The organism is Paenibacillus sp. FSL K6-1330, from assembly GCF_037976825.1.
GTDB lineage: Bacteria > Bacillota > Bacilli > Paenibacillales > Paenibacillaceae > Paenibacillus_AQ.
In genome coordinates this window covers 6,534,367-6,549,943 of sequence record NZ_CP150269.1, presented here as the reverse complement: position 1 = coordinate 6,549,943, position 15,577 = coordinate 6,534,367, and the positions used below count along the sequence as shown (strand labels likewise).

Below are 15,577 nucleotides of genomic sequence, written 5' to 3'. Positions count from 1 at the left end.
TAGAATAGCGCTGGAATTGCCACCAAAAATTAGAAACCTCATCACAATATATTCGCCCCATGTCCAAATTATCCTTTGGTTTGCTTTATTTATATTTTTCAACAGGCGAGAGGAAAGGAGAAGCAAACCGATATCTCGAAATATGTAAAACGATTGAACAATGAAAGACAGGAGGATCTCCAAACGATGATGAATAGTGAACGTCTCAGCTATGATTTTATGGTCCAAGCGATTGAAGTAGCGCCGATTGGAACCGTATTCATCGATTCAGAGGGGAGCATTATCAAAATTAATCCCGCTGCTTGCGTCATGCTGGGGTATGAGGCGGAAGAGTGTCTGCACCACCCCTATTACGATTGGATTTATCCGGAAGATGTCAATAAGGACAAAGATAGGATGGAGAAGCTAATGTCGGGTAAGACCGCTTCTTTGCAATTGGAGAAGAGACTGATACATAAACAAGGCGATATCAGGTGGGTATCTTGTATGCTAAGCACAGCTCGTAGCAGGGAAGGAAGAACACTTGGCTACGTAGCGCATTTTACGGATATTACCGATATGAAAAAGGCCGCCTATCAAGAAGAGGAGCGGCTGATCCAGTCCGATAAGCTGTCCATGGCCGGTCAACTTGCGGCAGGGATCGCCCATGAAATTCGTAACCCCATGACTTCCATCAAAGGGTTCGTGCAGCTCATTCGCTCCGGCGCTGGCCGGAAGGATCAATATTTCGATATTATCTCCTCGGAGATCGAAAGGATTGAGCTGATCGTAAGTGAGCTTTTGTTTTTGGCGAAGCCGCAAAGTGTGAAATTCGAGCGTACCGATATCCGGCAGCTCCTGGACCAAGTGATTACTCTATTAAATACGCAGGCCATCATACATAACGTCGAGATTATAACGGATTTCGGAGAGCGAGAGGCCAATGTCGAGGGTGATGTGAATCATCTGAAGCAGGTGTTCATCAATTTTATTAAAAATGCCGTGGAATCCATGCCGGGTGGCGGGGAGTTAACCATTCGGCTGGAGAGAAGCGATGACCATACGGTGGCCATCCATTTTACGGATAATGGCTGCGGGATTCCGGAAGCAATCCTCTCTCGTCTCGGGGAACCGTTCTTCACCACGAAGGAGAAAGGCAATGGCCTGGGCTTCATGATCAGCAAAAAAATGATCGAGGATCACAAGGGGCAGGTTCATGTATCCAGCAAGCTTCACGAGGGAACGACCATCAAGGTAATTCTGCCGCTCAGCATAATCTAGCTTGACCAGGCGTATGGTTCGCTCTACATTATAGAAAGATATAGGAGAGGGGGCGGGCAACATGGGCAATATGCAATTGTTAAAAGAGCCGAAGCGGCGCAAGCTGCTGATGAGTGCGGGTGCCAGCTGGATGTTTGATGCGATGGATGTTGGAATGATTTCGTTTGTTGTCGCGGCATTGGCAGCTGAATGGTCGCTGAGCTCGCAGCAGGTAGGGATTCTGACAAGTACCACATCGATCGGAATGGTATTCGGCGCGGCCATGGCTGGATTCTTGGCTGATAAATATGGACGGAAAAATATTCTGCTATGGACGCTGCTCATATTCTCGATCGCGAGCGGCCTTTCCGCACTGGCTACCGGCTTTATCATGCTGTGTTTGATGCGCTTTATTGCCGGCTTCGGACTAGGCGGAGAGCTTCCCGTTGCATCCACGCTGGTATCGGAAAGCATGCCGGTTCATGAACGGGGAAGAGCGGTTGTGCTGTTGGAAAGCTTTTGGGCGGCAGGCTGGATACTATCCGCACTCATCGCTTACTTTGTCATCCCGGATTACGGATGGCGGGCTGCTTTTGTTATTGGAGCTCTGCCGGCTTTTTATGCGCTTTATTTGCGGCGTGCCATCGAGGATTCGCCAAGATATCTTGAGCAGAAAGCTAAGGCTGCCCCTAAGCTGACCTTTGGGCAGCGAGTGGCTTCGGTCTGGTCGGTTGAACATCGGCGTACGAGCATTATGCTGTGGGTACTGTGGTTTACGGTCGTATTCTCGTATTACGGCATGTTCCTGTGGCTTCCGACCGTCATGGTCGATAAAGGGTTCAGTCTGGTCCGAAGCTTTCAGTATGTGTTGATCATGACGCTTGCCCAGCTGCCGGGTTATTTTACTGCCGCGTACTTTATAGAAAAGTTCGGGCGGAAATTCGTTCTCGTTACCTATTTGGTGCTTACGGCCTTTAGCGCCATCTGGTTTGGTTATGCCAACACGGAAGGTTCGCTGCTGGCAGCAGGCATTTCCTTGTCATTCTTCAATCTGGGAGCATGGGGAGGTTTATATGCCTACAGTCCGGAACTCTATCCGACGAAGGTTCGTTCAACGGGGGTTGGGCTAGCAACGTCGTTTGGACGGATCGGCGGCGTTATTGCACCGCTGCTCGTCGGGGTGTTGAAGCAAAATGGCACCCGGATCGAATTCATTTTCGTGATGTTTTTCGTGACCATCCTGATCGGTGCGCTCGGCGTACTCGTACTTGGCAAGGAAACGAAAGGGCTGGAGCTTGCGGACTAAGGCTGAAGACCGCGTTTAGATGATTTTATTCTTGCGATATCAGGTAGCACATGCTTAGAAGTGTATACTTTCTGATGTCCGAAGAAAGGGTGGATCCGAAGGTTCAAATGACCTTGGATCCACCCTTTTTATGTTGAGATACGGTTAAGGCTCAGAGTGACCAGAGCCTTATACTTCCATAATGGAAGGCATAATGTACGGGCTGCGGCCCAGTTCCCTTTTAAAATAACGGTTGAGTGTGTTGTTTGTCATCTGTTCCCAGGCAGCCCGGTTGTATTCGCGCTGTTCACCGGCTTTGTTCAGCTGCTTGCGCAGCATCGCTTCAGCTCTGCGTAGAAGAGGCTTGGAGTCCTGCATATATACAAACCCACGGGTAATCAGCTCCGGCCCGGAGAGCAGCTTGCGCGTCTCGCGATTGATGGTGATGGCGACGATGACAACGCCATCGTGAGCGAGCTGTACTCGTTCCTCAAGCAATTCCTTCTCATGGGTACGCAGCTCTCCATTGTTGATGTAGACGTCTCCGGAGGGGATGTTCCGGCCTTTACGCGCATAGTTGCGGAATAGGGACAGCGTATTCCCAATGTTCATCAAATAAACATTGCTGTCGGCAACCCCAACCTGCACGGCGAGGTGACGATGATTGAGCATCATCCGGTATTCCCCGTGGATCGGCACAAAATACTTGGGACGCAAGCTGCTGATCATAAGCTTCAAATCCTCGCGGCAGCCGTGACCCGAAGTGTGGATATCGAGAATGGAGCCGTATTTAACTTCTGCTCCTGCCCGCATCAAGAGATCGATGCTGCGATTGACGTTCTGGGTATTCCCAGGAATCGGCGAAGACGAGAAAATAACAGTATCCTCCGGATGAATCTGGATCGAACGATGGGCACCTGAAGCGATACGTGTCAGTGCCGCATTTGGCTCGCCCTGACTGCCTGTACAAATAATCAGCACCTGGTCATCGCGATAACGATTAACGGCTTTCACATCAATCATCATGCCGTCCGGTACGCGAATATATCCAAGCTCCTGACCAATCACAAATACCTTCTCCATGCTGCGGCCGACGATGGCGATTTTGCGGCCTGTTCGGATGGCAGCTTCAACAACCTGTTGCAGACGATGAACGTTCGAAGCAAAGGTGGCAAACAGGATCCGTCCGGGACATTCCCGGAACAGACGCAGAATGGAATCGCCGACAGTGCGTTCAGAAGGGGTAAACCCGTCCCGCTCGCTATTGGTACTGTCAGCCATCAGGGCCAGGACGCCACGCGCGCCGATATGCAGAATTTTATGCAGATTGGCAGGCTTGTCCTCCGGCGTAAAGTCAAATTTAAAGTCTCCGGTATGTACGATCGGGCCGTACGGGGTTTCCACAACGATCCCGAAGGCATCCGGAATGCTGTGGGTGGTTCTAAAGAAATGAACGGAAAGATGACGGAATGAAATCGTTTCGTCTTCATGGAATATGCGCAGATCACTCTGATCCAGCAGCCGATGCTCCTCCAGCTTCGCACGAACCAGGCCGATGGTCAGTGCCCCGCCATAGATCGGCATTTGGATTTGACGAAGCACATAGGGAATAGCCCCAATATGATCTTCATGTCCATGGGTCAGGAACATACCCTTTACTTTATGTTTGTTATCCAGTAAATAACGAATGTCTGGAATAATATAATCGACGCCACTCATTTCGGCATCCGGGAATTTCAGCCCGGCATCGATGATAATAATCTCATTTTTGAATTCCACACCGTACATGTTCTTGCCGATTTCGCCAAGCCCTCCCAGCGCAAAGATGCGCACAGGTGGAGCGGAAGGCCTCGGTTTTTTGGCGGGTTTGGCAGTTTGAATCTGATCTGTTAACAGGGGTTTAGACATAATGTGAAAGAATCCTCTCTATGGTAATTAAGGCATAAGCCTGGTCATTTTAATTTCTTCTCTACTAAAGATATCAGAAAGTTCAAGCTTTTGGGAAACGCTTTTCAAAATTCATGTGCATTTCGCACGAGACAGTCACCTATTTTTACCCACTCTTATATGCTGTAGAAGAGGGGGGCTCGTGATGAGCGGTTTATTGAGGTTGGACGATATGGATGCTGTCCATGGATTACAGGAGGAATGGCAGCGGAAAGCGATAACCAAGCTGACCGAGAAAATGACGGACCGTTACGCCAAATTCCCTTGTATTCCCGCAGTGCAAGGACATGCACTGAATCATTTTAGATACGGCTTTATTCATCAAGGTGAATCACAGGCCGCGGCGGAACAGCTTGCTGCTCTGCTGCGCGAGTACGGGCTCGGCTCCAGGGACTTCGGGCCATATACTTCACTTGTCGTCATGATCTGTACGGAGCATGGGCGCGATAGCCTGGAAGGCGTCCAATATTATGAGCGCTTGTTCTGGCAGCTGTTAAGCCAGACAACCGAATACGATACGGAGCCTTGGCCGGCGGATCTGCCGGAGGAGCCTGCGGATCATCTGTGGGAGTTTTGTTTTGCAGGCGAACCTTATTTTGTTTATTGCGGCACACCGGCACATGAGCTTCGCCAGAGCAGATACTTTCCCTACATGATGCTTGCTTTTACGCCTCGTTGGGTTCTGAAGCAGTTCAATGCCCGAACAAGGCAAGCAGAACACACCAAGGGATTGATTCGTCAGCGGTTAGCCAAATATGATCCCGTACCACCGCACCCTGACTTGAAGTTCTACGGGGCGGAGGATAACTATGAATGGAAGCAATATTTTTTGCGGGATAACACGGAGTCACTATCGAAATGTCCGTTTGCAAGGCAGCACAAAGAGATCAGTCAACAATAAGAAATAACACGTTGCTATCATCATACCCTAAATCGGAGTCAGGGTTAACCATGCTTTCTATTGAAGAGCTGCCTCATTCGCGGTAATCCGCAGTGTGACAGCCTTTTTTGCGTAGAAGAGCTGATAGGCCAGGGTATAGGATTTTGTCCCTGAATAAGTAAATCTTATCCTTGTTGTACAAAAAATGACCAAGTTACACTTGAAGTGCGTCATATCATTTTATCTGTATGCGTTAGGAGGTGTGTATGGTACGAAGCTTTCACCAGCTTTGAAACCGCTTTAATAAACAAAATCAATTGGCGAAGGAGTTGTTTGATGAATGACAAGGTTGTCCAGAACGATGAGAGGATGGATTCTCGGATTCATCGCCGTGCTGGTACTTAGTTTGTTCCCTGTGTACAAGGTTCAAGCCGCTGAGGTTTGTACGGAGCCTGCTTGGAGCAGTTCTGCCGTATATGGCGGGGGTAATATCGTATCCTACAACGGTCATGCCTGGAAAGCGAAATGGTGGACACAGGGCGAGGTACCTGGAACGACAGGACAATGGGGGGTATGGGAGGACCTTGGAGATTGCACTCCTGGGACACCGCCCGTCGATCCTCCGGTAGATCCTCCGGTAGATCCTCCAGTAGATCCTCCAGTAGATCCTCCAGTAGACCCTCCGCTGCCTGGTGACCGTATGTATGTCGCTTACGCGAGCTCTTGGAACACCAGTATTTACGATCTGACGACTGCCAACATTCCCAATTACATTACCCATCTCAATCTTGCATTCGTAAGGCCGGATACCACGTATACCCAAGGGTCCTACGCGTTTGATCAAGCCGTTGCGGGATTGGAATTTGTGGAAGGGGCGACCACCCCGAACGGCCAACGTAAATTTACAGCCCAGCAGTCCCAGGATCTGCGTAACAATATCGCATCTCTTAGAGCCCGCGGAACAAAAGCATTCTTATCGGTAGGAGGCTGGTCATACAGCCAAGGTTCACAGTGGTCCGGATTCAATGCCAAGAACATTGTGGATTTGGCTCTCGATCTTGGCGCTGCCGGCGTCGACATTGACTGGGAATCCAGCGGCAGCAGCTGCAACAAAGGAACAGCCGCTCAGTTCAGCTGCACTAAGGATGGAGAAATCGCGGGCATTATTACGAGTCTCTATAATGAAATCCATGCAAGAAATGCGAATCTGCAGATTTCCATCGCCGGTTGGTCCACGGGCGCTTATTACGTGAAAGGAACGCCGTTTGAAGAAGGCAAGGTCCAATGGGGATCTCCTTTTGGCGGTACCATGTACCGCGTAGTCAAGGATCATGGAAGTAAGATCAACTTCATCAATTTGATGTCCTACGATGGCGGTATTTATTACGATCCGCGTGAAGGATATGAATCGTACAAGGCGATATACAACGGACCTATCAATATGGGCATGCAGATTGCTCCGGAGGGATCCGGCGGGGCCGTCCTGCAACTGAATGCCGCACCGGGCACGGTATACGATGCCGACATGATGAACGGTCAGAATAATATTGCAACGCCCTATTATAATGTAGAAACGATGGTGAATTATATTAAAAATAAGGGAAGAGCAAATGATGGATTCATGCTGTGGCAGCTCTGGAAACAGCGGGTTCATCAGCCAGCGCCGTCAGGTGCTGCAAATGAGAACAGCGCGGGCCAGTACGTATGTCGAAATCTGCCGCTTCCGGGGGATTGCAATCAGACCATACCGAGCCTGCCGAAATTATAGTTTTTTCCGATACTCCGAAGGCGTGCAGTCCATAATCTTACGGAAGACCCGAACAAAATAACTGATGTGCCCAAATCCGACATCGAGTGCGATGTCGGATATTTTATTGTCCGGCTGACGAAGGAGTTCCGCTGCCTGGCGAACGCGATAGGAATTCATATAATCCACGGGCGTTTGCCCGGTCATGGATTTGAAGAAGCGGCAGAACTGGCCTTCGCTCATCGGGATCAGATCAGCCAGCTCACTCAGCCGGATGGGACGGTGATAATGATTCTGGATGTAGAGAATGACTTTCTTCAAGCGTTCCGTTCTCACCATATCCGCTGTTTCGCTCCGGCTCCGGTTGACCAGTCGGCCAGAGGATGCGGCCTGAAATAACATGAGAAACAGATGTCCCTTAATAGCGACCTCATAACCAGCAGGTTTGTGCTTCGACAGCAGCGTCATTTCCTTTATATGCTGAAGCAGCTGCTCATCGGTCTCGGATGTCATCCATCTTGGAAAGGTGGCTCTTCGCTCCTGAAAGGGAACAATCATTTCTTCCTGTACAAGATCGTAGCTGCTGCTTGCAAGCATGCCGAAATCGAACACCATCGCACAGAAACTGCACCCTTGATCGCCCCGGGCATGACCAGTGTGAAGGTCTCCTCCATCGATAAATATCGCTTCACCCGCCCGGACAGGGATATATTCCGAGTCGATCTGAAACAGAGCCTCGCCTTCGATCACGTAGAAAATTTCCGCTTCCTTATGCCAATGGGAGTCTACCACATGGTTACCGGGGGCAAATTGATGCCAGTAGGCACCAAACGGGAAGCGTTCATTTCCGTGGACGGTGCTTTCTTTTAACGATTGGCGAAAGGATTGATCCATCATATTCCTCCTTTGAATGAATAGTGCTTGAATGATGTCATCTTATATCAAGATTGTGCTATAAAATAACGTAATACTGTTAGAATGGCCTGAAATAGATCAGTATAATGATATTATAACGCTTACATCTTAAAGTTCAATTTTCATCATATAGAAAGGCGGATTAAAAAATGAAATTTACAGACGGCAATTGGCTTATCCGAGAAGGATATTCCGTTTCGGGAGCGGTTCAGGCTTATGATTTTGCAGTAAAAGGAGACACGTTGACAGCCTATGCCTCCACGGCCCCGATTCCGGGTAGAGGAGCAACCATTAATGCGCAGCTGATCACCGTGCAATTTCAATCTCCGGCGCCCGGCGTCATTGGTGTAAAGCTGGTTCACTATGCAGGCGTAAGAGATCGCGGACCTGCATTCGAATTGTACAAACAGGAAGGTGACCATACGGTCATTGAAGAGAATGATCAGGAAGCGGTTCTTCGCAGCGGCAATTTGAGCGTTGTGATCAAGAAAGGCCCGGAATGGTCGGTTCACTTCTATAGAGGAGAAGAACGCATTACCGGCAGCAGAGCCAAATCGATGGCACATATCGTGGAAGATGGCGGACAGACCTACATGCGCGAAGAGCTGGATCTTGGCGTAGGCGAGTGGGTTTACGGCCTTGGCGAGCGATTCACTTCGTTTGTGAAGAATGGCCAGGTCGTGGATATTTGGAACCAGGATGGCGGTACAAGCTCCGAGCAAGCCTATAAAAATATTCCGTTTTATCTGACGAATAAGGGCTATGGCGTGTTTGTCAACCAACCGGACCTCGTATCATTTGAAGTGGCATCGGAGAAAGTGAAGAAGGTGCAGTTCAGCGTGCCAGGCGAGTCACTGGAGTACTTTGTTATTGACGGGCCTGATCCGAAAGGTGTGCTAGATAAATACACGAACCTGACAGGAAAACCGGCACTGCCGCCGGCTTGGACCTTCGGATTGTGGCTTTCAACCTCTTTTACGACCCAATATGACGAAGCAACCGTAAACTCCTTTGTTGACGGTATGCTGGAGCGCGATATCCCGCTGGAAGTGTTCCACTTTGACTGCTTCTGGATGAAGGGGCTCAACTGGACGGACTTTCAATGGGATGAAGAGGTTTTCCCGGATCCTGAAGGCATGCTGAAGCGTTTGAAAGAAAAAGGCTTGAAAATTTGCGTATGGATCAATCCGTATATCGCGCAGCGCTCGCGTCTCTTTGAGGAAGGCCGTGAGAAGGGCTATCTCGTGAAGAAAGAGAATGGCGATGTGTGGCAGTGGAATCTGTGGCAGCCGGGTATGGCGCTGGTGGACTTCACGAATCCAGACGCATGCGAATGGTATTCAGGGTACCTGCGCGAGCTGGCAGATATGGGTGTCGACAGCTTCAAGACGGATTTCGGCGAACGCATTCCGACGGACGTTGTTTATTTTGACGGTTCCGATCCGCACAAAATGCACAATTATTATACACAGCTCTATAACAAAGTGGTCTTTGATGTGCTGGTGGAGAAGTTCGGCAAGAATCAGGCAGCCGTATTTGCACGCTCTGCAACCGTAGGCGGACAGCAGTTTCCTGTTCACTGGGGCGGCGATTGCTATGCGGATTACGAATCGATGGCGGAGAGTCTGCGCGGCGGCTTGTCCCTTGGTCTCGGAGGTTTCGGCTTCTGGAGCCATGACATTGGCGGCTTCGAAAATACGGCTCCGGCGCATGTATTCAAACGCTGGCTGGCATTTGGCTTGCTGTCCAGTCACAGCCGTCTGCACGGCAGCAGCTCTTACCGGGTGCCGTGGTCTTATGACGAGGAGGCAGTGGATGTTACGCGCTTCTTCACGAAGCTGAAGAGCCGTCTGATGCCTTATCTGTTCCATACCGCCGTACAGGCATCGGAGCAAGGGGTGCCAAGCATGCGCGCCATGTTCATGGAATTCCCGGAAGACCCGGCCGTTGAAATGCTGGATCGTCAATATATGCTGGGAGATTCCCTGCTTGTGGCACCGGTATTCAGCGAGAACGGCGATGTGAAGTACTATCTGCCGAAGGGCCGCTGGACGCATCTGTTAACCGGAGAAACGGTGGATGGCGGAGCTTGGCGCAAGGAAACGTACGGTTTCCTCGGGCTGCCGTTGTTTGTACGCAGCAACTCGTTCCTCGCCTTGGGAGCAACCGATAACCGTCCGGAATATGACTATGCAGACAGAGTTGAACTTGGCTTGTATGCATTGGAAGACGGCAGCGAGGCTTCGGTTACCGTTCGCAACATGAATGGGGAGACCGAGCTTGATGTGCGGGCGGTACGTGCAGGCAGCCGGATTGATTTTACGATGGAAGGCAGCGGCAAGCCATTCTCCGTGAAGCTGCATGACATGGGAGCCGTTTCATCTGTGGAGGGCTCGGGAGTGAGCCTGCAAGAAGGGAGCATTCAAGTAGAAGCTGGACAACAAGCGGTGACCTTCACGGCAGCTCTGGAAGGGTAAGCTCGGTGAACGCCTGTTTGATAAAAGGGAAAAAAGCATAGCGAAGATGAGCCCGGACCAGCCTTATGCTGGAGTCGGGCTTCTTCCATATTTTGAATGGACTTGAACAAACGGCAATGCTGATATAATAGGCCTGCGGCAGATTTTTTCACGAATAGTTGTAACCGTTTTCTTTTAGAGGCTTGCCGAAGATTAAAGGACAGGAGCGAAGACGGTCCGATGTTATCTTATTTCATTCAACTTGTGAATGACATGAAAATCCGCAACAAATTGATATTGTCTTTTGTTGTCGTGGTCTTTGTGCCGGTTGCCATCGTGGGGATATTCCTTACGGGCGAGCTCCGCAAGTTTGCTTTCAACAATGCGTTGGAGCAGGCTTACCAGAACGTGGACCGGGTCAAGAAACGGTCCACCGAAGTCATCAACGTGGCAGACGATTTATCCTATCGGCTATCCTACGACGAGCGTCTGAGAAATCTTGCTAGCCAGCAATATGAAAGCGTATACGACGTATTTGTGGCTTACAGGGAGTATCCCGATTTACAGCAGGCGATTCGGATGTACAAGGAAATATCGAATATCCGTTTCTACAGTGAGAACCCCACCATGCTGAACAATTGGGAGTTCCTTTATCCCGAGGATGAAATCAAGAGAACGGAATGGTATCAGCGAGCCGAGGATGATATTGGCGTCATCTACTGGGACTATATTACGGATGAACGAGATCAGAAGGTTTACCTCAGCTTAATCAAGGGGGTTGATCTTGGAAGCAAGGACAATCGTGGTGTACTGGTTATCAATGTCAATACGGGTATGCTGAACACGATCCTCAGCCAAGAAACGTTTGACACCATTATTGTGGACAGCAATAACAATATTGTCGCCGCTAACCGCCCGGAGCTGTACGGGAAGACGCTAGCCGAGATTCAAGATACCAGCGGGGTTGTATACCATGCGAGCGGAAGCTATGAATCGGTCATCCATGATGAAGCCTCCAAGGTGCTGATTGAACCGTTGAATACGGAATCCGGGGTTAATGGTCTGCGCATTATTTCCATATTTTCGATTGATAGCATCGTGGCGGACGCCAACCGGATCAGCAAGCTGGCGATGACGGTCATCATCATTAGTCTACTGCTGGCTGTTCTTTTGATCTACAGTTTCTCCTCACTGATCTCTAATCGGCTGCTGCGACTCAGCAAGCATATTACGAAGGTAGGTACCGGCAACCTCGGCGTTGCGATGGAAATTGACGGCAAGGATGAGATCGGCCAGTTATCCCGCCAATTCAACTCCATGGTCGGTAACATTAACGACCTGATGAACGAAGTGCAGGAGTCCAATGAACAGAAACGGTTAATGGAACAGAAGCAGAACGAAATTAAATTCAAAATGATGGCCAGTCAGATCAATCCGCATTTTTTGTTTAATGCCTTAGAGTCTATTCGCATGGAGGCCCATCTCAAGGGTGAGGACGAAATCGCCCGGATTGTGCGTCTGCTCGGTAAAATGATGCGAAGCAATCTCGAGATAGGCAGCGGAAAAACAACGATAAAAGACGAGATCGAGATGGTGCAGTGTTATCTGGATATTCAAAAATTCCGCTATGAGGATCGTCTGAAATATGAACTTCTGGTAGATCCCGAAGCCAATCGGGTTAGAATCCCGCCGCTGATCATACAACCGCTTGTGGAGAATGCGGTCATACATGGGATGGATCACAAGGAAGAAGGAACTTTCATCAGGGTGAGGGTCACGGCCAGCGAAGGGAAACTGCATGTCATAACCGAGGATAATGGAGCGGGCATAACCTTGGAGCGATTGCAGATGATCTATGGTTATTTGAACGATACCGATGAGAAGGACGGAGGACGGATCGGGCTCCGGAATGTTCATGTCCGTCTGCAGCTTACCTACGGCCCTGAAGCGGGTCTGATCATTTATAGCGAACCGGGGATTGGAACGCGCATTAAATTCAGTATTCCGACAGGAGGAGAGAGCGATGATGAAAGTGTTAATCGTGGATGACGAACCCAAGCTGCGCGAAGGATTGAAGAGCATTGTGCCATGGAACGAGCTTGGGTATCAGGTTGTTGGTACCGCAGCGAACGGGAGCGAAGCGCTGGAGAAGCACGGGATGTTTGACCCGGACTTGATGCTGATTGATATCCGAATGCCGGGAATGGACGGATTGCAGCTGATCGAAGCCATCCGAACCCTGGATTCCGAGATTCACCTGCTCATCCTAAGCGGATATGCTGATTTTGATTATGCCAAACGGGCGATTTCCCATCGCGTGGACGGATACCTATTGAAACCGGTGGATGAGGACGAGCTGAGCAAGTATTTGCTTCAGATTAAAGAAGCCATCGAGCAGGAACAGGAGAGGAAGGCACTGAATAGGGCAGCCTCCGATATGAACCGCGAGCAGTTCATTCAGACATGGTTCAATCCGGAGAGTAAGCCCGATCATGCGGCTTTACGGCATATCGCCGAGCGGTCAGGACTGTTATGGAACCATTACCAAGTGCTGATTATTCATCATAACGGCTACGATGAATCTGGTGAGGGAGCCAACGACCGATTGAAAAACCAGCTGCTTGAAGCTTTTGAAGAGAACGGCCGCGGCACGGTCTTTTCCATGCATGGGCAACTTGGCGTTCTAATGCCCACGCCAGTATTGACCGCAGGAGGGCGGAAGGAATTGCTTCAAACGTTGGAGGCTGCTGCCGCACTGGCAGGTAGGTCAATTACGGCTTCATTGGGGCGCCAGGTTCATCGTCTGGAGGATGTAGCGGAGTCGTACCGCTGTGCTAAGGAACGGATTCGCGAACGTTTCTTCTATCCTTCCGGCGAGTTGTTATTCCCTGAATCCAAGCGGTTTGCTGGCGACATTACGGATGAAGAGCGGCAACCTTATGATCCGGAGCAGCTGATGGAGCAGCTCTATTACGCTGTAGATGTAGGCAATGTCGAGGTGCAGCGGAAGCTGCTGCATGTTGCTGCATATGCCATGGTCAATGTGGAGTATACGGAGGAAAGGATGAAGGGGGCGTTCGTGGAGCTCCTCACCGGCGTGCACAATAAGCTGATGCAGCATCAGCCAGAGCTGCGGTCCCGCACGAAGGAATATTCGGATCGGATTGCCGCGATATTTCGCCAGCGCACGGCCTATGATTTGTACCGCCATTCGTCCCAATTCCTGGAGGAGCTGATCTGGCAGGCGGGGGATGGCGGACGAGATCAGGAGATGAAGCGGATCATGGACCTGATTCAGCGCAATTACAATGAGAATCTTAAACTGGAAACACTGGCCTCCGTATTTAATTACAACAGCGCCTACCTCGGGAAGATGTTCAAGAATACAACTGGAGAATACTTCAATACGTACCTCGATAAGGTCCGGATCAACAAGGCCAAGGATTATCTGAAACAGGGCATGAAGGTATATCAGGTTGCGGAGAAGGTCGGGTATACGAACGTAGATTATTTTCATAGCAAGTTTAAAAAATACGTCGGTACCTCTCCGTCTAATTTCCGCAAGGAGCTGGACCTGTAAACAGGGTCAAGTTCCTCATCGTCTGCCTCTTCGCCATGGAACCAACTGCCAAACGGGAAGGCGATGCGGAAGCGCAGTGTAGCGTGCTGACATCAAGCTGCTGAGCATGGGTTTGACGGGAGATCGAACATAGGTAAGCCAAATATCGGATAGCGTTCACTTACCCTACAACCAGACTAAACATAAGTACTTTCATATCGCTGCCCTTTAAGACGCGACTAAGGTACGCGTCTTTTTTTATTTCCTCCTACCTCCCCAAGACATGACTGGGGGAGCCAAAATGCTGCGAAGCATAGAGCGGAGGGGCCGGAATCGTATCGGAGAAGCGACAGCGCTCGTCTTTAAAGCCGGGAAACCACCTCACCGTATCATCCGAAGTTTCCCGGGTTTAACAGCGATCGGAGATACGATCCGGACACGGAGCGGCATAAAGCTCTTCTGCATTTTCTCCTCAGTTAATGTCTAATTTTTATATGATTTTTAAACCAATCCTTCGGGTACTTCCCCGCCGCAGCTTGGTTTATCATCAGGATATACAAGAGAGGAGGGGTTGGTTTGAAAGCGGTAACAAAGACAGAAGGTAGCATCCAACCTGCCGCAAAGAAAAAGAAAGGCTTTTGGGCCACTTTCAAAGAGCAGAAAGTACTGTATGGAATGTCGCTTCCATTTATCGTCATTGTGTTCATCTTCAGCTACATGCCGGTCTGGGGCTGGTTGATGGCATTCCAGAATTACAAGCCGGGCAAAGGGATCTTCGAGCAAAAATGGGTGGGCCTGGACCATTTCGTGACACTCTTCTCGGATGATAAGTTTTATCTGGTGTTGCGAAATACACTCGCCATGAGTTTTATGGGATTGATCGTTGGATTTACGATTCCGATCCTATTCGCAGTCTTGTTGAATGAGCTTCGTGGAAGCGTATTCAAGAGGACCGTACAGACGATATCTTATCTGCCGCATTTTGTGTCCTGGGTCGTGGTAGCAGGTATCGTGACCAAAATGCTGTCCACAGATGGAGGCGCTGTCAATCAGCTGCTGATGTGGCTGGGGTTCATTGATGAACCGATACAGTTTATGGCTCAGGGGAACCTGTTTTGGTATATCGTAACAGGCTCTGATATATGGAAGGAAATGGGCTGGAGCGCGATCATTTATTTGGCAGCGATTTCAGGAATTGATCAGGAGCAATTCGAAGCAGCCAAGGTTGACGGCGCAAGCCGTCTTCGCCAAATATGGCATATTACGCTGCCAAGCATCGCCCCTACGATTGCAATTTTGATGATCATGTCCATCGGACATCTGATCAGCATCGGCTTCGAGAAGCAGTTCTTGCTGGGTAACCCGCTGGTGGTGGATTATTCCGAAGTGCTGGATCTGTATGCGCTGAATTATGGCCTTGGCATGGGACGTTTCTCCTTCGGTACGGCAATTGGGATGTTCAACTCCATTGTAAGTATCCTCTTATTGCTGCTCGCTAACGGCGTATTCAAAAAATTCACGAAGCAATCCATTATGTAGGGGAGGGAAG

11 protein-coding genes are annotated in these 15,577 nt (G+C 49.8%); 9 read left to right on the top strand and 2 right to left on the bottom strand.

From position 1 onward, the window contains the following. Positions 1–186 precede the first annotated feature (186 nt). A complete protein-coding gene (locus NYE54_RS29895) occupies positions 187–1,260 on the top strand; it encodes an ATP-binding protein (RefSeq protein WP_339268190.1) in 1,074 nt (357 codons plus the stop codon). A gap of 61 nt (positions 1,261–1,321) precedes the next feature. After that, positions 1,322–2,545: an MFS transporter gene (locus NYE54_RS29890; RefSeq protein ID WP_076325349.1), complete on the top strand. Its 1,224-nt coding sequence runs from the start codon at positions 1,322–1,324 to the stop codon at positions 2,543–2,545. 168 nt (positions 2,546–2,713) lie between these two features. On the opposite strand, the gene NYE54_RS29885 is transcribed toward NYE54_RS29890, so the two are convergent. Further along, positions 2,714–4,432 carry a ribonuclease J gene (locus NYE54_RS29885; RefSeq protein WP_339268188.1) on the bottom strand — a complete coding sequence of 573 codons (1,719 nt, stop codon included), beginning with the start codon at positions 4,430–4,432 and terminating at the stop codon, positions 2,714–2,716. A gap of 184 nt (positions 4,433–4,616) precedes the next feature. On the opposite strand from NYE54_RS29885, the gene NYE54_RS29880 reads away from it, so the two are divergent. Further along, the gene (locus NYE54_RS29880; RefSeq protein ID WP_339268186.1) at positions 4,617–5,372 is read left to right on the top strand and encodes a YqcI/YcgG family protein; all 756 of its coding nucleotides are present in this window, start codon (positions 4,617–4,619) and stop codon (positions 5,370–5,372) included. A 319-nt stretch (positions 5,373–5,691) separates the two neighbouring features. Further along, complete coding sequence (locus NYE54_RS29875) at positions 5,692–7,119, top strand: glycosyl hydrolase family 18 protein (RefSeq protein WP_339268184.1); 1,428 nt, start codon at positions 5,692–5,694, stop codon at positions 7,117–7,119. Here NYE54_RS29875 and NYE54_RS29870 read toward each other — a convergent pair. Beyond that, a complete protein-coding gene (locus NYE54_RS29870; protein WP_339268181.1) occupies positions 7,114–7,992 on the bottom strand; it encodes an AraC family transcriptional regulator in 879 nt (292 codons plus the stop codon). The two genes, NYE54_RS29875 and NYE54_RS29870, sit on opposite strands and share 6 nt — an antisense overlap. 170 nt (positions 7,993–8,162) lie before the next feature. Between NYE54_RS29870 and yicI the strand changes: the two genes are divergently transcribed. The 5 genes from yicI to NYE54_RS29845 all read left to right on the top strand — a co-directional run bounded on the left by yicI (position 8,163) and on the right by NYE54_RS29845 (position 15,567). Further along, a complete protein-coding gene (gene yicI / locus NYE54_RS29865; RefSeq protein ID WP_339268179.1) occupies positions 8,163–10,490 on the top strand; it encodes an alpha-xylosidase in 2,328 nt (775 codons plus the stop codon). Positions 10,491–10,709: 219 nt separating this feature from the next. Then, entirely contained in the window at positions 10,710–12,518 is a 1,809-nt protein-coding gene (locus NYE54_RS29860) for a sensor histidine kinase (RefSeq protein WP_339268177.1), read from the top strand. Then, on the top strand, positions 12,493–14,049 hold the full coding sequence (locus tag NYE54_RS29855) for a response regulator transcription factor (RefSeq protein WP_339268175.1): 1,557 nt from the start codon (positions 12,493–12,495) through the stop codon (positions 14,047–14,049). The genes NYE54_RS29860 and NYE54_RS29855 overlap by 26 nt, the downstream gene beginning before the upstream one ends. A gap of 280 nt (positions 14,050–14,329) precedes the next feature. After that, positions 14,330–14,515: a hypothetical protein gene (locus tag NYE54_RS29850; protein ID WP_339268173.1), complete on the top strand. Its 186-nt coding sequence runs from the start codon at positions 14,330–14,332 to the stop codon at positions 14,513–14,515. An 89-nt stretch (positions 14,516–14,604) separates the two neighbouring features. Next, on the top strand, positions 14,605–15,567 hold the full coding sequence (locus tag NYE54_RS29845) for an ABC transporter permease subunit (RefSeq protein WP_339268171.1): 963 nt from the start codon (positions 14,605–14,607) through the stop codon (positions 15,565–15,567). Positions 15,568–15,577: the final 10 nt, after the last annotated feature.